The 24,646-nt window shown below is 48.3% G+C and carries 19 protein-coding genes; 15 read left to right on the top strand and 4 right to left on the bottom strand.

The window, feature by feature from the left end; translation table 11 throughout:
* Positions 1 to 154: 154 nt before the first annotated feature.
* The 10 genes from ODZ53_RS08555 to fumC all read left to right on the top strand — a co-directional run bounded on the left by ODZ53_RS08555 (position 155) and on the right by fumC (position 12,765).
* Positions 155 to 1,228: an ABC transporter substrate-binding protein gene (locus ODZ53_RS08555; RefSeq protein ID WP_372676640.1), complete on the top strand. Its 1,074-nt coding sequence runs from the start codon at positions 155 to 157 to the stop codon at positions 1,226 to 1,228.
* A gap of 95 nt (positions 1,229 to 1,323) precedes the next feature.
* Complete coding sequence (locus ODZ53_RS08550) at positions 1,324 to 2,253, top strand: nucleoside hydrolase (protein ID WP_372676639.1); 930 nt, start codon at positions 1,324 to 1,326, stop codon at positions 2,251 to 2,253.
* Between the two features lie 26 nt (positions 2,254 to 2,279).
* Positions 2,280 to 3,101, top strand: coding sequence for an ABC transporter permease (locus ODZ53_RS08545; RefSeq protein ID WP_015893850.1), 822 nt, complete (start codon positions 2,280 to 2,282; stop codon positions 3,099 to 3,101).
* 5 nt (positions 3,102 to 3,106) lie between these two features.
* Positions 3,107 to 3,895, top strand: coding sequence for an ABC transporter permease (locus ODZ53_RS08540; protein ID WP_372676638.1), 789 nt, complete (start codon positions 3,107 to 3,109; stop codon positions 3,893 to 3,895).
* A 15-nt stretch (positions 3,896 to 3,910) separates the two neighbouring features.
* On the top strand, positions 3,911 to 4,972 hold the full coding sequence (locus ODZ53_RS08535; RefSeq protein ID WP_372676637.1) for an ABC transporter ATP-binding protein: 1,062 nt from the start codon (positions 3,911 to 3,913) through the stop codon (positions 4,970 to 4,972).
* 18 nt (positions 4,973 to 4,990) lie between these two features.
* The gene (locus ODZ53_RS08530) at positions 4,991 to 6,700 is read left to right on the top strand and encodes an adenine deaminase (protein ID WP_372676636.1); all 1,710 of its coding nucleotides are present in this window, start codon (positions 4,991 to 4,993) and stop codon (positions 6,698 to 6,700) included.
* Between the two features lie 234 nt (positions 6,701 to 6,934).
* Entirely contained in the window at positions 6,935 to 8,419 is a 1,485-nt protein-coding gene (locus tag ODZ53_RS08525; RefSeq protein WP_372676635.1) for a lytic polysaccharide monooxygenase, read from the top strand.
* A 136-nt stretch (positions 8,420 to 8,555) separates the two neighbouring features.
* The gene (locus ODZ53_RS08520; RefSeq protein ID WP_372676634.1) at positions 8,556 to 9,911 is read left to right on the top strand and encodes an MATE family efflux transporter; all 1,356 of its coding nucleotides are present in this window, start codon (positions 8,556 to 8,558) and stop codon (positions 9,909 to 9,911) included.
* 155 nt (positions 9,912 to 10,066) lie between these two features.
* Positions 10,067 to 10,762: an MgtC/SapB family protein gene (locus tag ODZ53_RS08515; RefSeq protein ID WP_015893844.1), complete on the top strand. Its 696-nt coding sequence runs from the start codon at positions 10,067 to 10,069 to the stop codon at positions 10,760 to 10,762.
* A gap of 614 nt (positions 10,763 to 11,376) precedes the next feature.
* Positions 11,377 to 12,765 carry a class II fumarate hydratase gene (gene fumC, locus ODZ53_RS08510; RefSeq protein WP_372676633.1) on the top strand — a complete coding sequence of 463 codons (1,389 nt, stop codon included), beginning with the start codon at positions 11,377 to 11,379 and terminating at the stop codon, positions 12,763 to 12,765.
* 62 nt (positions 12,766 to 12,827) lie between these two features.
* Here the strand turns inward: fumC and ODZ53_RS08505 are convergent, their stop codons facing one another.
* Positions 12,828 to 13,595: an SDR family oxidoreductase gene (locus tag ODZ53_RS08505; RefSeq protein WP_372676632.1), complete on the bottom strand. Its 768-nt coding sequence runs from the start codon at positions 13,593 to 13,595 to the stop codon at positions 12,828 to 12,830.
* A 165-nt stretch (positions 13,596 to 13,760) separates the two neighbouring features.
* Here ODZ53_RS08505 and ODZ53_RS08500 point away from each other — a divergent pair, with 165 nt between their 5' ends.
* The 5 genes from ODZ53_RS08500 to ODZ53_RS08480 all read left to right on the top strand — a co-directional run bounded on the left by ODZ53_RS08500 (position 13,761) and on the right by ODZ53_RS08480 (position 20,527).
* Positions 13,761 to 14,450 carry a response regulator transcription factor gene (locus ODZ53_RS08500; protein ID WP_015893840.1) on the top strand — a complete coding sequence of 230 codons (690 nt, stop codon included), beginning with the start codon at positions 13,761 to 13,763 and terminating at the stop codon, positions 14,448 to 14,450.
* Positions 14,440 to 15,549: a sensor histidine kinase gene (locus tag ODZ53_RS08495; protein WP_372676631.1), complete on the top strand. Its 1,110-nt coding sequence runs from the start codon at positions 14,440 to 14,442 to the stop codon at positions 15,547 to 15,549. Before ODZ53_RS08500 ends, ODZ53_RS08495 begins: the two co-directional genes overlap by 11 nt.
* Positions 15,550 to 15,666: 117 nt before the next feature.
* Positions 15,667 to 16,212, top strand: coding sequence for a VanZ family protein (locus tag ODZ53_RS08490; protein ID WP_372676630.1), 546 nt, complete (start codon positions 15,667 to 15,669; stop codon positions 16,210 to 16,212).
* A gap of 397 nt (positions 16,213 to 16,609) precedes the next feature.
* Positions 16,610 to 18,385 (top strand): DNA helicase RecQ, encoded by a 1,776-nt coding sequence (gene recQ / locus ODZ53_RS08485; RefSeq protein WP_372676629.1) that lies wholly within the window; start codon positions 16,610 to 16,612, stop codon positions 18,383 to 18,385.
* Between the two features lie 216 nt (positions 18,386 to 18,601).
* Positions 18,602 to 20,527 (top strand): bifunctional metallophosphatase/5'-nucleotidase, encoded by a 1,926-nt coding sequence (locus tag ODZ53_RS08480; RefSeq protein WP_372676821.1) that lies wholly within the window; start codon positions 18,602 to 18,604, stop codon positions 20,525 to 20,527.
* A gap of 69 nt (positions 20,528 to 20,596) precedes the next feature.
* On the opposite strand, the gene lplT is transcribed toward ODZ53_RS08480, so the two are convergent.
* The 3 genes from lplT to ODZ53_RS08465 form a co-directional block, all read right to left on the bottom strand.
* Positions 20,597 to 21,787, bottom strand: a complete 1,191-nt coding sequence (gene lplT / locus ODZ53_RS08475) for a lysophospholipid transporter LplT (protein ID WP_015893834.1) — start codon at positions 21,785 to 21,787, stop codon at positions 20,597 to 20,599.
* Position 21,788: 1 nt separating this feature from the next.
* Entirely contained in the window at positions 21,789 to 23,897 is a 2,109-nt protein-coding gene (locus ODZ53_RS08470; protein WP_372676628.1) for an AMP-binding protein, read from the bottom strand.
* A 108-nt stretch (positions 23,898 to 24,005) separates the two neighbouring features.
* Positions 24,006 to 24,644, bottom strand: a complete 639-nt coding sequence (locus ODZ53_RS08465) for a response regulator (protein ID WP_007724579.1) — start codon at positions 24,642 to 24,644, stop codon at positions 24,006 to 24,008.
* Positions 24,645 to 24,646 lie beyond the last annotated feature (2 nt).

The raw sequence follows: 24,646 nt of genomic DNA, 5'->3' as shown, positions 1-24,646 counted from the left end.
ACCGTAGACTTTGCGTAAAAACGGGTGTCACTTCTCTTTGTTTACGAAGAAAAGTGCTCTTGTTTAGAATGATACGTTCTAATCAAGGGTACTTTTCTTTTTATTGTATCACCATATTTTGTCATCAAATGAACCCAACTGGAGGAGAATTACGATGAAGAAATTACTTGCTGGAATCCTGTCTTTTTCTATGATGTCACTGGCTCTCGCTGGCTGTGGCAGCAATGATCAACCACAAGCGGGAGGAGCTGGCGGCGAAGCCAAGGGCGAGCCACAAAAGCTGGTTATCTCCACATGGGGCTTCTCCGAAGACTTTTTCCGCAAAGAAGTATATGAGCCGTTTGAAAAAGAACATAACGTGAAAATCGTGCTGGAAATCGGGAACAACGCAGAGCGTCTGAACAAGGTCCGCCAAGGAAGCTCCGATGTAGACTTGATCTACCTCTCTGACTACTATGCACAGCAAGGGATTGAGAGTGGCGCATTTGAAAAAATCGACCGCAGCCGCATCCCGAACCTGGATCAAATCTACGACATTGCCAAAGCACCACTGGGCGAGGAGTACGGTCCAGCTTACACGGTTGGTCAATTCGGGATTGCCTACAATCCAAAGATCGTAAAAACCGAGATCAAGGATTGGAAAGATCTGTGGAACCCAGAGCTGACAGGCAAGCTGACACTGCCAAGCATTACGTCCACAACTGGCCCGATGGTTCTCGACAGTGCTTCTGCGATCGCGGGCAGCAAGGAATTTAACGAGGATCAAGCCTTCGCGAAAATGAAAGAAGTCAACAAAAGTGTCGTGAAGTTCTACGATAAGACCTCCGAATACGTGAACATGTTTGGACAAGAAGAAATCGGCGTAGGACCGATCATGGAAATGTACTTCAAAGACATCAAAGCTGCTGTTCCAGAGGCTGTTTTCATACAACCTGCAAGCGGCGGATATGCGGTTATGAATACGGTTAACATCGTAAAAGGCTCGAAAAACAAAGCACTCGCAGAAGACTTCATCAACTATCAGCTGAGCAAGGAAGTTCAAGAGAAAACAGCAAAAGCGAAAATCGATTCCCCTGTAAACAAGACCGTTCAACTGACAGAAGAAGAAGCAAAAGGTGTAACGTACGGGGAAGAAACCGTAAGCAAGCTGAAAATGCTGGACATGAAATTCGTAAACGAGCACTCCAAAGCATGGATTGACCGTTGGAATCGTGAAATCACGCAATAACGCAATAACGTACGATAGAAAAACAATGGGCGAGGGTATAGACAATTCGGATATACCCTTGTTTTCATGAGGAATGAACGTGAGGAGGACCACTTGTGAAAAAGATCATTCTTGACGTCGATACGGGCATTGATGATGCGCTTGGCATTATTCTCGCTGTGAAAAGCGGGCAATTCGATCTAGTTGGTATTACTACGGTGAATGGCAACGTGTCGCTGCGAAAAGCCACGGAAAACACGTGCAAAATTCTTGATTTCCTGCAAGTCGGCGAGCAAATCCCTGTCATCTGTGGAGCGTCTGAACCGTTGTTGCGGCCGTTGTTTTTCGAGCATGCCGTACATGGTGAGGATGGTTTGGGCGGTGCCCTTGCCGGAGTTCCGATTTACAAGGAACCGACTGCTGGCTTTGCCCCTGATTTCATCGTAGAAAACGTACTCGCTCATTCTGGAGAAATTACGCTCGTCATGACGGGGCCGCTGACCAATTTGGCTTTGGCGGTGAAAAAATGTCCGGAGCTTGTTCAACACGTCAAGGAAGTCATTTTCATGGGTGGAGTGGTCCGCGAGCATGGCAATGTGACGCCAGTTGCGGAGTACAACATGTACGTCGATCCAGAGGCAGCGAAGATTGTATTTCATGCCGGATTCCCGCAATTGACGATGGTTGGCCTGGATGTAACCCGAAGAGTGCTGCTGAATGAGGAGCATATTCGCGGGCTAGGGGATACCCCGATGGGCGAGTACGTGAGACAGAGTACGTCTGATTACCTTCATCGCTATTTTCAGCGAAATGGCATTTATGCGTGCGCCATGCATGATCCGTTGGCTGTCGCGGTCGCACTCGATCCGAAGCTGGTGAAGACGCAGAAACTGTATGTAGATATCGAAACGAGAAGTGAGCTGTGTGATGGGCAAACGGTTTGCGACTTTCAAAACCGCCTGAAAAAAGAACCGAACATAAACGTCTGTCTGGACGTAGATGCAGATGCGTTCTTTGCGCGTTTTCTCGGCGCATTGAAAGCCTGACGATACCGTGAACAGGAGTTAATCAGATGAGAAAAACGGGTCTTTATTTATTGCTGTTGCCGGGTGTGCTGTTTTTGACGCTGTTCATGGTCATTCCGATCGTGATGACGATTGCGTCCACCTTTTATCAAGAGGGTAGCTTTACGATCCAAGGCTATCTCCAATTTCTTACCGATGCGTACTTCCTGAAAATTATGCTGACAACGTTGCAGGTCAGTCTGGTCACGACGATTGCGTGTGTTCTGATCGGTTTTCCTGCCGCGTACTACATTTCCAAGCTCGGCCCACGCAAAAAAGGCATCCTGCTGGCATTGGCGATTTTTCCTTTGCTGACCAGCTCTGTCGTGCGGTCGTTCTCTTGGATGATTATTCTCGGAAAAAAGGGCTTATTGAACAGCTCGCTGCTTGCAATCGGGCTCATCGATAAGCCGTTGGAAATATTGTATACGCCGACTGCGATGATGATTGGTTTGATTCATCTGTTCCTGCCGCTGATCATTATTACGCTGGTAGGGGTGATGGAAAACATCGATCCAGACTTGCTGAAGGCGGCGGAAAGCTTGGGTGCTTCCAAGTTGACTGCCTTCTGGAAAGTCATTGTGCCGCTTAGTGTACCCGGACTCATTATCGGTAGCATACTCGTGTTTGTCGGAAGCTTGACCGCCTACACTACACCTGCCCTGTTAGGTGGAAAACAGCGGGTCATCTCCACATTCCTATATCAAAATGCGATTACGCTGAATGACTGGCATTTGGCATCCGTCATTGCCACGATCATGATTGTCATTACATTTGTTGTCATCTACTTCATGAACAAGCTGGCGACGAAATTAAATCCGAAGGGGTAGAAGCTATGCAGGAGAAAAATCGCGGGTTGGCCCTGTTTACCTCTCTCGTCTTTCTGTTTTTGCTAGGGCCGCTCATTATCATTTCTTTTACGTCGTTTGAACCGGGGAGCGTCTTGAAGTTTCCGCCGGAGGGCTTTTCCTGGCGGTGGTACGAAAACATTTTTAATGTAGAAATGTTCATGACGACGTTCAAGACGTCGATGTTCGTTTCCTTGCTGGGCAATCTCTTGGCGCTCTTGTTGGGGATTCCGGCAGCCTATGCGCTCAGTCGCTTTGATTTTCGCGGCAAAGGCATCTTGAATGGCGTTTTCATCTCACCTGTCCTGATTCCGGGTATCGTGATGGGCTTTGCCATGCTGAAATACGTCATTGTTGTATATCATTTGCCGATTTATGCGGGACTTCTCGTCGGTCATACGGTGCTGATGCTTCCGTTTATCATTCGCGTCATTGCATCTTCCTTGTCCAACTTTGACTTCGCCATTGAAGAAGCGGCGTTAAGCCTTGGGGCAGGTCGCCTCGAAACCTTTTTCAAAGTCGTCTTGCCGAATATTCGCTCCGGGATTATTGCTGCGATTCTGATCGCTTTTCTGGAGTCGTTCAACAACGTAGATATCTCTGTTTTCATGACGGGACCAGGGGTAAGCACGCTGCCGATCCAGATGCTGACGTACGTAGAAAACAACTTCGATCCGACGATCGCCGCGATTTCCGTGCTGCTCATGATTTTTACGGCTATTCTCATGTTCATCATTGAACGTCTGATGGGGCTTTCCTACTTTACAAAACGATAACGGAGGCATCAACTCATGGCATTGCTCACGCTGGAAAACGTATCGGTTGCCTATGACAATCAATATATTTTGCAAAACTTCAATCTCAATATCGAAAAAGGACAGCTCATCTCTTTGCTCGGTCCGAGCGGTTGCGGAAAGACGACGACGCTGCGTTTGATTGCGGGTTTTCTGGAAGCAAAAGATGGACGATTCATGTTTGAAGGAAAAGATTATACGCGCGTTCCGGTCAACAAGCGCAACTTCGGGTTTGTGTTTCAGAGCTATGCACTGTTTCCGCACCTTTCTGTTTTCGATAACGTGGCGTTCGGTTTGCGCCTGCGCAAGGTCAATGAAACAGAGGTAAAGACCCGGGTGCAGCAAATCCTCGAAGTCGTGAGCCTCGGCGGCTACGAAAAGCGTTTCCCGAAAGAGCTGTCCGGTGGTCAAAGACAGCGCGTGGCAATTGCGCGTGCATTGGTGATTCAGCCTGACCTGCTGCTGTTCGATGAGCCGCTCAGTAACCTCGATGCCAACCTGCGGATCAACATGCGCGTAGAAATTCGTCGCATTCAGCAGGAGTTGGGAATTACGACTGTGTATGTATCGCATGACCAGGAGGAGTGCTTCTCCATTTCTGATCAGGTGGCGATTATGAACAAGGGTGTGATCGAGCAGCTTGACGATCCAGCCACAATTTTCAAATATCCGAAGACCGAGTTTATCGCTCGCTTTATTGGTTTTACCAACTTCATCGATTTCGCAGAGCGCACCGAGCAGAACGGAGAAATTGGCTTGCGTGTCGGTGACCATCATTTTACCGCGTCCAAAAATCCGGGTACGGCGAATCCGTCCGGCAAAAAATGCGCAATGCGACCAGATGACCTTCTCGTAACGACAGAAGAGAGCGCCGATCCGGGAATGAACCGTTTGCGTGGGACGGTAAAGGTAAGCACGTTTTTGGGACGCAGCTATCAATATGTCGTGGAAACAGAGCTGGGCGACTTCACGGTCAATCAAGAGATGGAGACGCCGTACAAGACTGGCCTAAACGTCAATCTGCTGTTTCCAAAAGACAAAGTGGTACTCGTGGACTAAAGACAGGAGGTTATTTTCGTGAAGGTCGATTTGTTGATTCAAGACGTCCAAGTGTTTAACAGCTATTTTAAAAAGTTCATCAAAGGAAACGTCGCTGTGTTGGATGAACGATTCTTCTATATTGGTGAGCGCAGTACAGAAACATTTGAAGCTGCCGAGATCGTGGACGGACAAGGCCGCTACATGATTCCTGGTCTGGTCGATATTCACTTGCATATTGAGAGCACGATGGTGACGCCGGAGACGTTTTCCTTTGGCTTGATTCAAAACGGAGTGACGACGATCGTACCGGAGCCGCATGAGATGGCCAATGTTTTCGGAATCGAAGGGATCAAAGAAATGATTCGTGCGAGCCGTGATTGTGTCGTTGATATGCTGTACGCGATCCCGAGCTCTGTACCAGCTACCTCGATGGAAACGACAGGTGGGTCTGTCGAGATTGCAGATATGGACGAGCTCTTACGCTCCGAAGAGATCATTTGCCTCGGCGAAATCATGAACTACGTAGACATCATCAAGGACCCTGACTGCAAAACGAATCGCATCCTGGAGCATATCCGCAAGACGTATCCAAAGCTCGTCATCGAGGGGCATGTCCCGAAATTGCTTGATTTGGACCTGCATCGCGTCATTTATGCGGGGGTGGATTCCGATCATACGCACCAGACGCGTGAGGGTATGGAAGCGAGAATTGCAGCGGGCATGTTTCTGGAGATTCAAGAAAAATCGATGACGGATGAAGTCATGGACTATTTGATCAAAGAAGATGTTTCCGAACATTTTTGCTTTGTGACGGATGATGTGATGACTGACTCTCTGGTCAATCGCGGACATTTGAACCATATCGTGAAAAAAGCCATTCAAATGGGCATGCAGCCAGAACGTGCGATCTACGCAAGTACATTTACCCCAGCCAGACGTATGAACATGACGGATCGAGGGGCGATTGCTCCTGGCAAAATAGCGGACTTCCTGCTGCTGTCTGACCTGCATGAACTCAAGATCGAGCGCGTCTACAAAAAGGGGAAGAAAGCTTACGATTCCAAGGAAGAGTACCGACAAGCAGTCAAAGAGAAGCAGTTTCCTGCACATTTTTATGAGAGCATCAAGCTATCGCCACTGACAGAGCAAGACTTCCGTGTCACAGTAGATGTGCCGGACAATCGCTATCCATGTCGGGTCATGCTCGTTCAAAACGGTTCTACATTTACTGAGGATCACCGTGGAATCGCTGAGGTTCGGGAAGGGCAACTCTTGTGGGAGGAGAGCCCGTACGGCTTGGTTGCCGTCTTTGAACGCTATGGCATAAACGGCAATCGAGGTTACGGCTTGATCAGCGGCGATACGATCAAGCGAGGTGCGGTAGCCACCAGCTACTCGCATGACAACCACAATCTCTTGGTTGTCGGACACAATCCGCACGATATGATGGTCGCAGCCAATGAAGTCATCCGCAATCAGGGCGGCTTTTACGTGGTAGAGGATGGCAAGGTGATCGCGAGCCTTCATTTGCCAGTCGGAGGCATTTTGACAGAGGAACCATTGGAAAAGACTGCAAAGGAAGTCGAGCAGCTTCGCCGTGCTATGGAATCGCTCGGTTACAATCATTACAACCCGATCATGTCGATCAGCACGCATTCTTTACCAGTCAGTCCAGCCTTAAAGCTGACGGATCTGGGGTTGATTGATGTAAATGACGGGAAAATAGTTCCGTTGCTCTTAATGTAATAAAAGTTGCTTGCTGAAAATTATTTTCGGCAGGCAATTTTTTTTGATCAAAAAGTCCCGAATGAAGCATATAAATTTTCATGCATAGGTATACATTCCTGAATAATCTCCTATTTTCTTACTGGAATTAGGGTATTTGGCAGGTTTTGGTTTAGGTATTCGGAATCTGTAATACTGGAAAATTTTTCTGTAACATGGTATTCGATCCTAATCCAGAAAAGAGGAGATAAATAAATGGATAACGTAGGGTTGAGAAACAATCTGTTCAGTAAAGGGCTGTCGCTTTTATTCATGCTGGCAATGATGCTTGTGGCGGGCGCAGCTACTCTCGTGTTCGCTGAGAAAGCCTCGGCTCACGGGTACATCGAATCGCCAGCGAGTCGCTCTTACTTGTGTAAGACGGGGCAAAACAAAGGCTGCGGTCAAATCCAGTGGGAACCGCAAAGTGTGGAAGGCATTGGCGGGTTCCCGCAATCTGGTCCTGCCGATGGTGAATTTACCGGTGGAGGCCGCTATCCTGAGCTTTACGCACAGACAGCAGATCGCTGGACCAAGGTTACCTTGCAGGGTGGACAAAATGCGTTTACTTGGAATCTAACAGCCCCGCATAGTACAGCGGAGTGGAAATATTACATCACGAAAAAAGGCTGGAATCCTAACAAGCCACTTGCCCGAGCGGATTTGGAACTGTTCTGCTCGTTCCAGGACGGAGGGAAAAGACCGCCATTCACGTTAACGCAAACGTGCAATGTACCGACAGATCGTAGCGGTTACCACATTATTTTGGCTGTTTGGGAAATTGCTGATACAGGCATGGCTTTTTACCAGGCCATTGATGTGAATCTGATTAATCCTGGAACAGGTATCGTAGAAAAGCCTACCGTTCCAGACAATGTGACTTCCGTATCGCAAACAGCTACAAGCATTGACCTTAGCTGGACAAAATCCGTGGCATCTGAGGGAATCAAACAATACGATGTGTATCGCGATGGTAAATTCATCGCATCAACGAAAGAAACAGCTTACACGGACAAAGATTTGACGCCTGCTACGGCTTACAGCTATACCATTGTGGCAGTCGATAGCAAAGGGAAAGAATCTAATGCGAGCAAAGCACTTACCGTTCGCACAAAAGCAGAAGATATCGTGGATACAGAAGCGCCGACAGCACCAGCAGGAATCATGACTCACCATCCAACAGAGACAGCAATCGACCTCATGTGGAGTCCTTCTCGTGACAATGTGGGTGTGGTGAAATACGAAATTTACCGTGATGGCACCCACGTAGGAACAGTTGAGAAGCCTTCCTTTGTCGATAAAGGATTAACGGCAGGAACAGCTTATACGTATACGATCAAGGCAGTTGATGCAGCAGGAAATATTTCCGAAGAGAGCGCACCTTTTGCTGCAAGCACAAAGGAGAAAAAACCTGAAGTACCAGGTGAAATCGCTGAGTGGGATTCCTCTGCTGTGTATGTACAGGGCAACCGCGTCTTGTATGAGGGACTGGAGTACGTAGCAAAATGGTGGGTAACTGGTGAAAAGCCAGACCGTTCCGATGCGTGGAAGCTGGTAAGCGATGTCGTACTGTCGTGGGATTCCAGCAAAGCGTATGATGGTGGAGCGGAAGTGAACTACGAAGACAAGATTTATAAGGCAAAGTGGTGGACCAAGGGCGAAGAGCCAGGGAAAGCCGATGTATGGAAGCTGGCTGAATAATGTAGCAAAGCCCGGGTGAACTACCTGGGCTTTTGTTTGTCTAAGTGCAGTCACTATTTTGCTGATTCCTACTTGTTTTGCTATACTTATAATTTGAACGATAAGCCCATCTTATAAGGTTAGAAGGAAATGAAAAATGAATGAAACCTATTCGCTAAAAGAAAAATGGCGACAGTTTTTGGCTGTTTTGCTTCCGATCTTGATCTCGCAACTTGCGCTGTTTTCGATGACGTTCGCCGATACCATCATGTCTGGACACGCCAGTCCGACAGATTTGGCGGGGGTAGCGATTGGGGCTAGTCTATGGACACCTGTTCAAGCAGGCTTGACGGGGATTCTGATGGCTGTCATGCCGATGGTTGCACAGATGGTTGGTGCAAGGAAACAAGATCAGGTGTCTTACACGGTTATGCAAGCCTTGTATTTGAGTGTGGGGATTGCGGTCGGTGTCATCATCGTCGGTGGTTTGGTGCTTGATCCGATCCTGAACTGGATGCAATTGGAGTCACAGGTGCGTACGATTGCTCGCGGCTTCCTGCATGCCATCTCTCTTGGAATTATTCCGATGTTTCTTTATACGGTGCTCCGTTGCTTTATCGACGCATTAGGACAAACACGGGTAACGATGTTCATTACCCTGCTTTCGTTGCCGATTAATGTCTTGTTGAACTACGCTCTTATCTTTGGTAACTTCGGATTGCCCAGGCTGGGTGGAATCGGTGCCGGGCTTGCATCTGGCATCACATACTGGTGTATTTTGCTGATTACTCTATTTGTCGTGAATCGCGTGCACCCATTCGTTGAGTTCGGTTTGTTCTCCAAATTTCATCGCATCTCGATGAAAGCATGGAAAGAGCTGCTGAAGCTAGGGCTTCCTATCGGATTTTCGATCTTCTGCGAGGTTAGCATTTTTGCGGCCGTCACTTTGTTCATGAGTGAATACAGCACGATAACGATTGCTGCGCATCAGGCAGCGATGAACTTCGCATCCTTCCTGTACATGGTGCCATTGAGCATATCCATGGCGTTGACGATTGTCGTCGGCTTTGAGGTGGGAGCCAAAAGGTTCCGAGACGCGAAGCAGTACAGTTACTTGGGTATAGGCATCGCTGTTGTTATCGCCCTTTTGTTCGGAATCAGCTTGCTGATATTTAGCGAGCAGGTGGCTGGTTTTTACACGACCGACATCGAGGTGTTGGAGCTTGCCCAGCATTTCTTGATGTACTCGATCCTTTTCCTGATCTCTGATGCCATCGCGGCTCCTATTCAAGGGGTACTGCGCGGGTACAAGGATGTGACCATTACCTTTATCGTTGCGCTGATATCTTATTGGGTGATTGGCTTGCCTTTGGGATACATTCTGGCGAAATTCACTTCGCTTGCCGCATTCGGATACTGGATTGGTCTGATTACGGGATTGGCTGCCGGTGCCATCTTCCTTTTTGGACGTCTGCTGTCGTTACAGAAACGCATGATTCGCAGTCATTCATAAGGAAACAGATAAGCGGAAAATCCCTGGAGTGGGGGTTTTCCGCTTTTTGCATGAAGAATGAAAGCCCCGTTTACACTAAGTAAAAGACCAGATATACTTCTTATCATAGGCGATGGAAGATAACCTGACATCAATGCAGATGGGGGGAGAGACTCATGTCACTCTCGGTATTCACGACGTATGATTTTTTGCTAAAACTAGGAGTTGCATTATTTCTAGGCTTGATGATTGGTATGGATCGGCAGCTCAAGCACAAGCCACTGGGTGTAAAAACCAGCATGGTTATTTCGGTTGCGAGCTGTCTCATTACGATTGTCTCGATTGAATCCGTTCATCGGTTCTCCTTGCCCGGACACACGAATATGGACCCGTTGCGCTTGGCTGCTCAAATTGTGAGCGGTGTAGGTTTCCTTGGGGCTGGTGTTATTCTACGCCGGAGTAATGATGTCATTTCAGGTTTGACCACAGCATCGATGGTCTGGGCGGCTTCTGGACTTGGGATTGCAGTAGGTGCAGGGTTTTATTTTGAGGCAGTGACCGCGACGATCCTCATTATTTTGGCGATTAATTTGTTCCCGGTCATCCTTCGCTTGGTTGGTCCAGAATCACTCAGACAAAGAGATTTGTCGATCAAGATTGTGGTCGAAGGCGGGGGCAATTTGGATTTGGTGTTCAAGCAGATTAAGCACCTTGAATTGCAAGTGAAGCGGGTGAAGGTTAAAGACTTGGACAATAGTCTGCAAAAGCTGGAAATGATGATTACAGCGTCGGAAAATACGTATACAACGGATATTTACAGCCTGTTGAAGGCTGTCGATCATGTCATTTCGGTAGAAGTAGAAAGCAGATAATATGGAATACTAGAAGACGGAGGCTAATGTAGCTTTCGTCTTTTTCATTTCATTATTCAAGTGGCTGTCGTAAAGGAAGAAGCGCATTTCCAGTCTACGCTTCGGCCTCCGCCCCGCAAGGGGGTGAAGACTGTCCGCTTCGGATAAAATGGCGGGAGCGCTTCAAACGTAGATGATTCGAAGAAGGATTCCATAAGTGAAGCTGAAAACCCCCGCCATTTTTTCCTACGCTAGGTCGGGCTCCAGAGGCGCTTGGACTGGAAATGCGCTTCTTCTACGCGGCTTTTTGGTTACTTCTTGAAAGGAAGTTCATGAAGTCTCTTTGAATCGCTTACCAAACGTTGTAAAAGCTCCTACTAAACATAAGCTGTACGAAAGCACTGTCACATGTCTGGAAGGAGACCGCCCGAACGAAGAGAGGATACAGGCGACTGGAAGACATGTGGCAGGGCTTCCCCCGACCCCAACCGTTTGAAGACAACAATATTTTTGGCTTTCCCGAAAAAACACTTCATCCCTTGCTAACAAGAATGAAAATCATTATCATTTTAATGAAGAAGAACTGCTTTATCTTTTTTACATAAGAAAACGCTTGATAACGAGGAGGATGCGAGATGGAATTCAGAATTGAAAAGGATACGATTGGAGAAATCAAGGTCCCGGCGGATAAGCTGTGGGGCGCCCAAACACAACGCAGCTTCCAAAACTTTGAAATCGGCGAAGAAAAAATGCCACTTCCACTGATTCGCATGTTTGCCATCCTGAAAAAAAGCGCTGCGCTGGCGAATCAAAAGCTGGGCAAACTCGATAATGAAAAGGCAGAAGCGATTGTGGCGGCAGCAGATGAAGTGATCCAAGGAAAATGGAATGAGCATTTCCCACTGGTAGTCTGGCAAACGGGTAGCGGCACGCAATCCAACATGAACGTCAATGAAGTCATTGCTCATCGCGCGAACCAATTGCTCGAAGCGAAAGGCAGCACAGCACGCATCCACTCCAACGATGATGTGAATAAATCGCAGAGCTCCAATGATACATTCCCGACAGCGATGCACATGGCTGGACTGGTCGCTATCGAGGAGCAAGTACTGCCCGCACTCCAGCTGTTAAAGGCAACGCTGAAAGCAAAAAGCGAAGCCTATATGGATATCATTAAAATCGGTCGCACGCATTTGCAGGACGCGACTCCGCTGACTCTGGGCCAAGAATTCAGTGGTTGGGTACGCATGCTGGAAAAATCCGAAAAGATGATTAAGGAGAGCAATGAGTACCTCCGTGAGCTAGCGATTGGCGGCACGGCAGTGGGAACAGGAATCAATGCGCATCCGCGCTTCGGTGAAATGGTCGCAGCAGAAATCAGCACGGAAACCAAGCACCAATTCGTAACTGCTGAAAACAAGTTCCACGCGCTGACCAGCCATGACGAGCTCGTTCATGTACATGGTGCCCTCAAAGCACTGGCTGCGGATCTGATGAAAATCGCCAATGACGTGAGGTGGCTGGCGAGCGGCCCACGTTGCGGAATCGGTGAACTCATCATTCCAGCAAACGAGCCAGGCAGCTCCATCATGCCAGGCAAGGTGAATCCGACCCAAAGCGAAGCGATGACGATGGTCGTATGCCAAGTGATGGGCAACGATGCTGCGATTGGCTTTGCTGCAAGCCAGGGGAACTTCGAGCTAAACGTGTTTAAACCAGTGATCATCTACAATTTCCTGCAATCCGCAAGACTGTTGGCAGACGTGATGAAGTCCTTTAACGACAATTGCGCAGTAGGCATCGAGCCTGATCTGACAGTGATCAAAGAAAATCTGAACAACTCGCTGATGCTGGTGACGGCGCTGAACCCGCATATCGGCTATGAAAATGCGGCAGCAGTTGCAAAGCTGGCTCACAAAGAAGGCATCACACTCAAGGAAGCGGCAATCAAGAGCAATTTGCTGACCGAAGAGCAATTCGATCAAGTCGTGCGCCCTGAACAAATGATTCATCCAAAAGAATAGGATCTTCATAAACAAAACCGATGGTCCCGTGCTTGTGACCATCGGTTATTTTTTGAGAACCATTACAGATGCGATCCGCCACTGGCATCAATCAGCTGTCCCGTTACCCACCGGCTGTCCGAGGAAGCGAGAAAAGCGGCAATATCCGCTACATCATCAGGCTCTCCCCATCTGTTGAAGGTGGAAAGTCCAGCGGCGTACTTCTGCCCATCTGGGTTATTTTGCAATGTGCTAGCATTCATCTCGGTGTTAATAATGCCCGGCAGGATCGCGTTTACCGTAATATGACGGCTCCCCAGTTGTTTTGCCAGCGCTAGCGTCAGTGTGTTAATAGCCCCCTTCGATATACTGTAAGTGAACACACTTGGGGAAGCTGCACGAGTCACAAAGGATGAGAGATTGATGATACGGCCTTCCTCTCTTAAGCGGGGCAACGCTTGTTGGATCATAAAAAACGGTGCTTTGACATTGATGTTCATGACCTCGTCAAACGATTCTTCGGTAGCCTCTTCCAACGTTAAGATTTGTCCGATCCCAGCATTATTGACGAGAATGTCAAAACGATGATCTCCTGTGCGTTTCTGCAATGCTTCGTCCAATGCCGCATAGAAATCACGAATGCCGTCCATTGTGCGCAAGTCTGTACCGATCGCGAATGCTTGACCTCCAGCTCGTTCAATCTCACGTACGACTGCTTCTGCTTCTTCCTGTCTTCTTCCATAGTGTACGACGACCAATGCGCCATCCTGCGCCAGACGTAATGCGATGCCACGACCAATCCCACGGCTTGCTCCGGTTACCACTGCAATTTTCTCTTTCAAATTATTCATGGTTTCATCTCCCTTGATTGAAATTCAAGTTAGTTATAACACAAGGGGATGTTTGAAATATTGCTCTCTCATTCGCACGGTTGGTCTTACTTGCTTTACCTTTTCTTTAACAATTCTTGTTATAGTAATGCTATCTATATCTACTACGCACGAGTTCGGAGGTGTTTGTCTGTGAGGATTTTGATTGTAGATGACGACAAAGAGATTGTAGAGCTGATGGCGATATATTTGAGCAACGAAGGGTATGAGATCGAAAAGGCTTTTGACGGTTTAGAAGCGATGGAGAAGCTGGAGCAGAAGTCCATCGATCTCGTCATTCTGGATGTCATGATGCCCAATTTGGACGGGCTGGAAGTTACCAAGCGCATACGAAAAAACTCGACCATCCCCATCCTGATGGCGAGTGCAAAAACAAATGATATGGACAAAATCCTGGGCTTGATGACGGGTGCAGACGATTATGTGGCGAAGCCTTTTAATCCGCTGGAAGTGATTGCGCGGGTCAAGTCTCTCCTGCGACGGTCGAACTACACACAGGCGAGCAAACAGGATCATGTTATTGAGGCGGGACCATTAATTATCGACAAGCAAAGCCACTTCGTTCAGACCAAAGAAGGCACCCCGATCAAGCTGACGGCATTGGAATTTTCTGTCCTGCATCTTCTGGCAAGTCATCCGAATCGGGTATTTAGCTCGGAAGAAATTTTTGACCGCTGCTGGAAAATGGAGAACTTCGTTTCCTACAAAACGGTAATGGTTCACATCAGCAACTTGCGGGAAAAACTGGAGAAGGCGACCAATGGCGAGAAGGTGATACAGACGGTCTGGGGGGTCGGCTATAAAATTGAAGCTTAGAGCCAAGGATTTTATTCGCATCCTTTTTGATTTGCTGCTTGGCCTCATGATCATCTACGCTGTTTTCCAAATGGCTGATTTTTTTGCCAACAACTATTTGTACACCATTCCGGAAATCAGAGAGTTCATTTGGAAGTTGCGGGTCAATTTCGATATCAATTCCTTTAAAATCCCAATTGTTTTGTTGGCAACCGGTATGTTTGCGGCGTGGTCGGTCGTTCGTATCCGCAAGTATCTGGAACAAAAGCAGATGGAGCAAATCATAAACGAGCTGCATTTCATTGCAAAAGGCAACTATCATCACCAGATTTCCATTCGTCCGAACGGCAGCTTGGGTCAAGTCGTCGATAGCATCCATGCTCTGGTCAAAAGCGCCTTGGATGCGATGGAAGAGGAGCGGAGGCTGGAACAATCGAAGGACGAGCTGATCACCAACGTTTCCCACGATCTGCGAACGCCGTTGACCTCCATCATTGGCTACCTTGGGCTGATTGAGCAGAACAAACACAAGGACGAGGAGAATCTCAAGCACTACGCCCATATCGCCTATGAGAAGGCCAAACAGATGAACGTGCTCGTCAATGATCTATTTGAGTACACGAAGGTCCGCAATCGCGGGGCGTATTTGAAGCGAACGCAGTTTGACTTGGTAGAACTGGTTGAGCAAGTATCGGTCGGCTTTCGACTCGTGGCGAATGAGGCAGGGCTGCGCTTAATCGTAGATACGCCCGATCAAAAAATCGAAATGGCAGGAGATACTGACAAGCTCGTTCGCGTTCTGGAAAACCTCATTTCCAACGCCGTGAAATACGGGCAAGATGGTACGGAAATTATCATACGTGTCTTCTGTCAAGGAGAAGGTGTCGCGATTTCTGTTGCCAATAACGGAGCGCCGATCCCGGCTGAATATGTGCCGAGCTTGTTTGAACGCTTTTTTCGGGTGGAGGGCTCCCGTTCGAAAGAGACAGGAGGCTCGGGTCTTGGTCTCGCTATCGCCAAAAGCATCATCGATCTGCACCAAGGCAGCATTTCTGCCGAAAGCACAAGCGAATGGACGACCTTTACCGTTTGGCTACCACGTACAATCTCAAGCATTTGAGAAAGCTTTACTTTTTCTTTACCTTTCGTTTCTGTAAATTTTAATCGAAAAGTCTATCCTGACAACATGAAGGTTACGAGAAGCGGCTCAAAAAACTGATGGAGAGAGGGTTTGACAATGGATAACGTGCAAAAAGTGGAGACACCGACAGAACTGCTTGTTATTGCAGGTTATGCAGTGTTTGCCCTTTACTTGTTTCTCGTCGTGAAGGTACTACTGCTTAAATTCGGTAGTTTGGATAGCAGCTTGCTATTGGATCAGTGTAAAATCATTTGGAGCGACCCGTCTGTGATTGTAGAGCGCTTGCGCTACCGGAGCAATTTGGTGCCCTTTCACGAAATCGAGAACTATATCAAATCGATACGAGATTACCAAAGCTGGCATAGTGCGGTGAACTTCGTAGGCAACGTGATCGCCTTCATGCCACTAGGCTTCCTGCTACCACTCCTGTTCCCGAAAAAAGCCGGTTCCCTGTTCAGAGTCACCCTGCTATCCCTAATGCTAAGCCTCGGTGTTGAACTGACACAACTCGTAATGAACGTTGGAACGTTCGATGTCGATGATTTACTCCTGAATACAGCGGGAGGGATGATCGGGTATATCGTATACATGTTCATTTGGCTTCTACAGAAAAAACGGTTCATCTTGTCCGTCTCTTCCTAGGCTACTTATAAGGCACCCCTGTGGTGCTTTTTTATTTATTATAAAAAGGTATCGAAGAACAAAAAAAGCTGGCGAGAAGAAAAAGCACAGGGCTCGCAGACCTTGACAATGCCTACCCAGTCGGAACTTCAAAAAGGGGACCACGCTTGTCGAACACTTCTCCCTTGAGAAACGTCCGCCTGTAGGGTGGCTTTGGTCGACGGTCCCCTTTTTGAAATGTAGACGGCCAGTGAATCCCCCCTTGCGGGCGTGTCAGAGTCGAAGAGAACTGTGCTTTTTCTTCTCCTCCACCATGTTGACCTCAAACAAAGCAGTCCCCCCTTGTTTTGTCCCAATCCCTATGTTTACACTAGTAAGAAACCCATTGAAAATCCGTCGAAAGAGAAGGTGATTCTCTTTGTTAAATAAAGCGCAAGAAATTTTACGAAAGTACTTTGGCTACGAATCATTCCGAGAAGGCCAGAAGAAAATCATCACGAGCCTGTTAGCCGGACATGACACAGTAGGCATCATGCCAACCGGCGGCGGGAAATCCATCTGCTATCAAGTCCCAGCGATGCTTCAGGACGGCGTAACCATCGTGATCTCCCCGCTCATCTCACTGATGAAGGATCAGGTCGACGTACTGGTCAGCATGGGCATTCCCGCCACCCAAATTAACAGCTCACTAGATTATAGCGAGGTTCGCGACCGACTCCGTATGGCGGCCCGAGGAGAGTACAAGCTGCTGTATATCGCTCCAGAGCGTTTGGAATCCGAAGCGTTCCAAAACCTGATTCAAGATGTTCCGATCTCGTTTGTGGCAGTGGACGAAGCGCATTGCGTCTCGCAGTGGGGGCACGATTTCCGTCCGAGCTATTTGGCAATTGCCCGTTTTCTTCAATCCTTGCCACAGCGTCCGCTCGTCGCAGCCTTGACCGCCACAGCGACACCGGAGGTAACCGAGGACATCAAGCGACAGCTAGAATTACAGGACGAACGCCTTTTTATCACAGGATTTGGCAGAGACAATCTCATCTTGTCTGTACGCAAGGGGGAGAACCGTCGAGAATTCATTCAGGCGTACTTGCGGGCGAATAAGCAGCAGGCGGGGATTATTTATGCGGCAACGAGAAAAGACGTGGACGCCTTGCATGCAGATTTGGACAAGCGTGGCTTTGCTGTGACCAAATACCATGCAGGACTGACGGAGGAGGAGCGTGCGGCCAACCAGGAAGCATTTCTGTATGATGATGTCCGGACGATGGTCGCGACCAATGCATTTGGTATGGGCATCGACAAGTCCAATGTGCGTTACGTCATTCATTACAACATGCCGAAAAACCTGGAGGCGTATTACCAGGAAGCAGGCCGTGCGGGACGCGATGGGGAGCCAAGTGAGTGTATTCTACTGTTTCAGCCCCAGGATATCCAGACGCAAACTTTTTTTATCGAGCAAAATCAACTGCTGGACGAGCGCAAGGAGCTGGAGTACAAAAAGCTGTACGCGATGATCGACTATTGCCGGACGCCCCGTTGCTTGCAGCAAAACATCGTGCAATATTTCGGCGAAGTAGATGCTGTCGCGTGCGGACGCTGTGCGAACTGCACCGATGAGACCGAGCTGTCCGATATTACGCTCGAAGCGCAAAAGATTTTCTCCTGCGTAAAACGTATGAGAGAGCGCTTTGGTGCCGCACTCGTCGCGCAGGTACTGAAAGGCTCCAAAAACAAGAAGGTCACCCAGTTTTCCTTCGATCAGTTGCCGACGTATGGTTTGATGAAGGAATACAAGGAAAAAGAGATCGCAGACTTGATCCAGCTCCTCATTGCCGAAGGGTATTTGCAAGTGACGGAGAGCCAATATCCAATCGTAAAGCTAGGGGAGCGGGCATTGCCTGTTCTGCGGGGTGAAGAGCGCGTTGTGCAAAAAATCTCGATACGTCCTGTACAACTGACTGAGGATGACGAGCTGTTCGAGCAACTGCGCGCGTTGCGTAAAGAAATCTCGACGCGACAAAAAGTACCGCCGTACGTGATTTTCCCAGACAGTACCTTGAAGGAAATGAGCAGTGTTTGCCCGACTGACAAACAGGCCATGCTCCAGATCAAAGGAGTAGGCGAGGCGAAATTTGAGAAGTACGGAGAACTCTTTTTGGAGTGTTTGCAGAACTATGCAGCGATCAAGTCGTGACATGTACGTCACGGCTTTTTTTGCTATTTTTCCTTTCGCATGCCTGCTATAGTTAGATAGCACCCAGAATTTTCATACAAAATAGAACAGGAGGACAATTAGAGCAACACTATCGAGGGGTTTTGACAGATTAAGAGAGACAGAGGGGAAAACATGAAAAAACTAGCGAAGGGTTTATTAAGTGTAGCACTTACATCCATGGTGCTAGGCAGTGCGATGATGGGGATCCCCGCACCGGTAAAGGCCGCAGCAACACCTACCAAAATTACACTGCTGGGTACATCTGACATTCACGGACGTTTCATGCCGTGGGATTATGCTTTGGATGGCCCGAATCCAAATGGCAGCATGACGCAGTTGTTCACGATGATTAAAGAGATTCGCAAAGAAAATCCGAACACCGTGTTGCTAGATGCAGGCGATTCGATCCAAGACAACTCGGCAGAGCTTTTCAACGACCAACCGCAGTCTCCTATCATGGTCGCGATGAACGAAATGAACTATGACGCGTGGGCATTTGGCAATCATGAATTTAATTTTGGACTCGATGTATTGGATAAGGTCAGTAGCCAATACAAAGGCTCTGTTTTGGCAGGGAACATTTACAAGGAAAATGGCGAGCGTTTCTTGCCTGCGTACACGATCATTGAGCGTGGCGGTATAAAAATCGGCGTTATTGGGATGAACACACCGATGATTACCGATTTCGAAAAAGGTACCGACCATCTGGATGGCCTCGTGATCAAAAACCCGGTAGAAGAAACCAAGAAAGCCGTAAAAGAGCTGGAAGGCAAAGTAGACGTCATGATCGGTCTCATGCACATGGGCATCGAGAATGAAAACGGTATTCCGGGTACGGGCGTAGCAGATATCGCGAACGCTGTTCCAGAACTGACTGCGATTTTTGCGGGGCACATGCACAAGCTCGTGAAAAAGGAAGAGATCAACGGCGTTCTGATTACAGAGCCGGATAAATACGGTACACATCTCTCTCGCATTGACCTGACTTTTGAGAAGAAAGACGGCAAGCTCGTGCTGACTGACAAGGAAGCGACTGCGGTCCCTGTAAAAGGCGCAGATGGCACACCAGCGGTATCTGATGCAGCGCTGGAGACCAAGCTCCAGCCTTTTCATGAGTTCGCGCGTGCAGATGCCAACATCGTCGTAGCAGAGCTCAAAGGCATGAACCTGGTAGAGAAAAACGAGATCGAGGGTATCCCGACGGTCCAAATTCAGGAGACGCCACTGTCTGACTTTTTCCATGAAGTGATGCTCTACTACAGTAAAGCAGACGTGGTTGCTCACCAGATTGACAACGACAAAGCCAAGCTGGATGTCGGTCCGATCAAGAAAAAGGATATCGCCTACAACTACCAATACGCGGGTGGCGAGATTACCGTATACAAAGTAACCGGAAAAGACTTGAAGGACTATATGGAATGGGCTGTGGGCTACTTCAATTCCACGCGCCCTGGCGACGTGACAGTCAGCTTTGATCCAAAACGCCGTGCTTCCAAATACAGCACCAACGATTTCTTCGGTGGCGTGAAATACGAAATCGACCTGACCAAGCCATACGGCAGCCGCATCACGAACCTGCGCAAGCTCGATGAGACACCGATCAAGGCTACAGATACCTTGAAGCTCGGAATGAACGCATACCGGATGGAAGCTTTGCAGGCAAAAGGTGGCGCGTTGGAAGGACGCAAGTTCGAACAGCTGTGGTCTTCCAAAGACAACAGTGCGTTTGGTGAAACAGGTGGAACGATCCGCAACCGTGCGATTGCGTACCTGAAAGAAGTGAAAAAGGGCGTTTACGAGCCAAAAGTACAAAACAATTGGAAGATTATAGGTGTGGACACCACAGCACCTGTACGCAAGGACATAGTAGAGCTGATCAATGCAGGCATTTTGAGCGTTCCGAAAACGGCAGATGGCAAATACACCAATATCGCTTCCATCAACATCAAGGACGTGGTAACCAAAGAAGAAATCACCGAGCTGTCTGCAAAAGTAAAAATCAATGCAGCGAAGTTTTCGACCTTCAAAACAAAAGGTGAATTTTATCATAAGCTGAACGAAGCGAGAAAGGCTGCGGAGAAATCGGGTACACCGACAACTAATACCCAGCAAAAGAAATAACATAGATAGACGCCAGAAAGCCGTGACACTAGTGGTCACGGCTTTTTCTTTTTCTATCACGCCAATCTGTCAACGCACGATACGTCTGCGATACTTCACCAAGTACAACAGGAACCCGAGTAGCAGCAGCCCTTGACCAACAATCGCACCGGAGATGGAGATGCCGATATAGGTGATCAGGTAGTAAATGCCGGAGCCTACTGCCATCAGCAGATTCTCGATGAAGTTTTGAATCGCAATCGTTTTTCCTGAACCGACCATCCGTTTGCCTTCGTCCTGCAAGACCGTATTCATCGGGATAATGAACACGCCGCCCATGAACCCGACGAGAAGCAATAAACTGATGGCAACAAAGGTGAGATTCGTCCAAGGAAATAGCACGATGATGAGAAACATTCCGAACCCGTATGTCAGCGATCGAGTGAAATGTGTCAAAGGAATGAGCTTCGGAGCGAGAAAAGCCCCCACGATAATTCCAATGGATGTCGTTGCGAGAATCAGCGATACGGAGAAGCTCTCCGGGTTAATTCCTAGCGCGAGAGGAATCCAGGCCAGAACGGCCACGCGCAAGACAGCTGAGGACATCCAGAATGCTCCAGTTCCAATCAGGGCAAAGCTCGTTTCCGGACGATTCATCAAGTGCTGGAAGTCGATGAAAAAGCGTCGTGCTTCTGCTCCATAGCGAATGGATGCATTCCCTCTCATACGCGGAATGAAGAAAGTCATACCGAGCGACAGCAGATAGATCAGCAGACAAATTCCTGACGAGATAAGCGGTGCCGTCATGTTCGCGATGGCTCCACCACCACCGATTCCAGTCAAAATCGCAAAGATCGTATAGGCTTCGATGCGTGCATTCGCGTGAAACAGTTCATCTTCATTTCGAGTCAGCTCCGGCAAAATTCCGTACTTGGCTGGAGAATACACGACCGCTCCGACTCCTACTGTGAAGTAACACAACATCAGCATGATGATGCTCGACTGGTCAATGAAAAACAGCAAGACGACACCAAGCGCTTTAATCAGGTTGCCGATCACCAGCACGATTGACTTGGCATGCTTGTCGGCAAAAGGCCCAACTAATGGAGCGAGAAAAATGTAAGGGAGAAAGAATGAAATCGATACGAGTGCAAGCATCGCGGGAGAAAAACCGTTCTCCCGCAGCAGATTCGCGATGACAAACAAAATCATGTTGTCGGCAAAGGCCGATAGAAATTGAGTGAAGTACAGGGCTTGTAGTGGTTTTAATCGTATATTCACATCATTTTCCTCCCGTTTCGACCAGTTGTTTCAGGCTGACGTAATCCGTTTTTCCGCTACCGAGAAGTGGTAGAGCCTTGATGACTTGCATTGTACCTGGGATGAGAAGTGGCGAGTATTGTTTTTCCGTCAAATACGCGCGTAATTGGCTCAGCTGAACAGATTCATCTGTGGTAAATAGCAAGACACGCTCACCTTTTCGCGGATCATTCACTGTGATTGCAGCAAAACCGGAGTGTCCGAAGCATTGCATAGCCAGTTCCTCAACCAGATTGAGTGAAACCATCTCGCCACCGATTTTGGCGAAGCGCTTCAAGCGGGATTGAATGCTGAGAAAGCCGTCCTTGTCAGCGGTAACCAAATCACCTGTGTGGTACCATTCCTCCGCGGGAACAAAGCCTTTTCCGTGAATCATATAACCCTTCATGACGTTTGGACCCTTCACCAAAAGCTCTCCGCCAGCATCGATTCCTTCGACTGGTTCCAGCTTGGCGGACATCCCTGGCATCAAACGCCCGACGGTTCCTGGTTTGTTAGCCAGGGGGGTGTTGAGAGACAGGATCGGAGCTGTTTCCGTTGCCCCATAGCCTTCAAAAATCCGCACACCGAACTTTTCCATCCACAGCTTGCGAACATCGTCCTTTAGCTTTTCTGCACCTGCAAATACGTAGCGCAAGGTGTAGAAGTTGTAAGGATGGGCCATACGTCCGTAACCAGCCATAAAGGTCGAGGTTCCGAAGAGGATCGTTGCGTTTTGATCGTAAACCAATTCCGAAATTGCCTTGTAATGCAACGGACTTGGATACAGATAAACCGGGATACCCTTCACTACCGGTAAAAGTGTTCCCGCAGTAAGCCCAAAGCTGTGGAACATAGGCAGGGCATTGAAAAACTTGTCGTGACTCGTAATGTCAATCACACTAGTTACTTGTTGAATATTCGCGTACAGATTCGTATGCGTCAGAATGACACCCTTTGGCTTACTCTCACTGCCGGAGGTGAAGAGGATCAGCTCGTTACTTGCCGCTGAAGCTTTTTTCTTCCGCAAATAAGAGAAGAGTGCGGACACTTTGTCAAAAGCAGTCGCGGATGCTTTCAAATCCTCGAGATAAATGATTTTCATGCTCGGTGAAAGACCTGCGATGATGTGCTCCAGCTTTCCTTTTTCAATGAATACACGCGATGTCAGGATCGTATCGATATGGGCAGTCTCACAGCAATCCAGCAAGGAGCGAATACCAAGCGAAAAGTTCAGGATGGCTGGAGTGGCTCCGATGCGGAACAACGATAGCAACGTTACGAGATGACCCACTGAATTGGGAAGGAATACACCGACAACCGGTTTTCCCAGGAGCATTGGCTGCAATTTGTTGCCGAGTAAGTAGCTGCCGATTAACAAGGTCTTGTAGTCGATCGCGGACGTCAGGTCCTTGGCGATTTCCATCTTTGCACCGTTCAGGCGAGCTGCTTCGAGAACTTCATCAAACAGATTCACGTTTTGCTTCATTCGGCTCTCGAACAAGCCTTCTTGAAGAGTACGCAGGATACGATCATTGGCCGTGGCTTTTTGTTCGCGCATCGACAGGTTTGGATCACGCTCGATCGTGAACGGAGTGCCTACTGTCATGGTTACATCTGGGAACCAGGAGAGCTTCAGCTTTCCTTTCAAATACGAGAAGATCGAACGTTCCAGGCCATTAATAATGATTGGGTAAACCGTTACACCAGTTCGCAGAGCGAGATAGCCAACACCACTGTAGATTTTCATGATGCCGCCCGTCGTCGTGATCCGGCCTTCTGGAAAAATCACCAGCGTCTGTCCGTTGCGAATTACGCGGAGCATGTGGCGGATGGAGTACGGGTTGAGCGGATCGATCGCGATATGCTTGCGGAAGCGGAGGAAAAACGCAAACCGCTTGGCGATCTCCGTGTTGACGACAAAGGTCGCTTCTTTCGGCAAGCAAAAGGATAGGAGTACCGCATCTAGCAAGGAGACGTGATTGGGAGTAATAAGAGATGGCTTCGACAAGTCGATTTTGGAAAGTCCAAGCACACGAGGACGAAACCACAGCATCAGAATCGATTTTAAGAAAGAATAAATAAGGGCCATGTGGACCACACCTTTACAAGGGATAAGTGAGTTGCTCTATAGCTTTCATTGTAAAGAGTGGAGCATGTAAAAAAAGTACCAACATTCATTGGTACCTGGTAATAAGACCTAGAATAGCTTTTTTTGGCTGGCTTTTGCGGCCGCTTCCTTGCTTGTTTTGACGCCCATTTTTTTGAGGATTCGGTTGATGTGATTTTTGATCGTACGCTTCGTGATGTGGAGAGATTGTTCAATCTGCGTCTGCGTATGACCTTGGTGGATTAGCTGTAGGATGTCCCGTTCTGCGGGAGATAAGAGCTTTTGATTTTCATCGTTTTTCAAACGCAAAAATTCGTTGCGCAGTGCCGCAGCGGCCGTAGGGTGAATGGCAGATTGGCTGTTGTGAGCGGCACGGATAGCGTCGGGAATTTCCTTGAAGCTCGATTTGCTGATGTAGTTGACGGCACCTGCTGAGAATGATTCCACGATCACTGCCTCGTCTGTCAGAGAGGTGAGCATGATGATTTTGCTGTCAGCCTGGAGGGCCATGAATTCGATTGCTGTCTCGATCCCGTCCAGATTGTTCTCGGTCAAGTTAATGTCCATCAGGACGACATCCGCTTTGGCAGGCAAAAAGCGCTCGATTGCTTCTGCCTTGAACCCGGCTTCCCCTACTACAGTGAGATCCGGCTCTTTGTTCAGGAAGTCAATGAGACCTTTGCGCCAGACGGGATCATCCTCTACTAAAAATACCCTGATTGGATTCATGA

The organism is Brevibacillus sp. BD137 (assembly GCF_041644655.1).
GTDB classification, from domain to species: Bacteria; Bacillota; Bacilli; order Brevibacillales; family Brevibacillaceae; genus Brevibacillus; species Brevibacillus brevis_D.
The sequence above is the reverse complement of the archived record's forward strand: the minus strand, read 5'-3'. Positions and strand labels throughout refer to the sequence as shown.

Coding starts and splice junctions, on each gene's coding strand:
- ODZ53_RS08555 (WP_372676640.1), top strand. CDS start 155: ATGAAGAAATTACTTGCTGGAATCCTGTCTTTTTCTATGATGTCACTG.
- ODZ53_RS08545 (WP_015893850.1), top strand. CDS start 2,280: ATGAGAAAAACGGGTCTTTATTTATTGCTGTTGCCGGGTGTGCTGTTT.
- ODZ53_RS08540 (WP_372676638.1), top strand. CDS start 3,107: ATGCAGGAGAAAAATCGCGGGTTGGCCCTGTTTACCTCTCTCGTCTTT.
- ODZ53_RS08535 (WP_372676637.1), top strand. CDS start 3,911: ATGGCATTGCTCACGCTGGAAAACGTATCGGTTGCCTATGACAATCAA.
- ODZ53_RS08525 (WP_372676635.1), top strand. CDS start 6,935: ATGGATAACGTAGGGTTGAGAAACAATCTGTTCAGTAAAGGGCTGTCG.
- ODZ53_RS08520 (WP_372676634.1), top strand. CDS start 8,556: ATGAATGAAACCTATTCGCTAAAAGAAAAATGGCGACAGTTTTTGGCT.
- ODZ53_RS08515 (WP_015893844.1), top strand. CDS start 10,067: ATGTCACTCTCGGTATTCACGACGTATGATTTTTTGCTAAAACTAGGA.
- fumC (WP_372676633.1), top strand. CDS start 11,377: ATGGAATTCAGAATTGAAAAGGATACGATTGGAGAAATCAAGGTCCCG.
- ODZ53_RS08505 (WP_372676632.1), bottom strand. CDS start 13,595: ATGAATAATTTGAAAGAGAAAATTGCAGTGGTAACCGGAGCAAGCCGT.
- ODZ53_RS08490 (WP_372676630.1), top strand. CDS start 15,667: ATGGATAACGTGCAAAAAGTGGAGACACCGACAGAACTGCTTGTTATT.
- ODZ53_RS08480 (WP_372676821.1), top strand. CDS start 18,602: ATGATGGGGATCCCCGCACCGGTAAAGGCCGCAGCAACACCTACCAAA.
- ODZ53_RS08470 (WP_372676628.1), bottom strand. CDS start 23,897: ATGGCCCTTATTTATTCTTTCTTAAAATCGATTCTGATGCTGTGGTTT.
- ODZ53_RS08465 (WP_007724579.1), bottom strand. CDS start 24,644: ATGAATCCAATCAGGGTATTTTTAGTAGAGGATGATCCCGTCTGGCGC.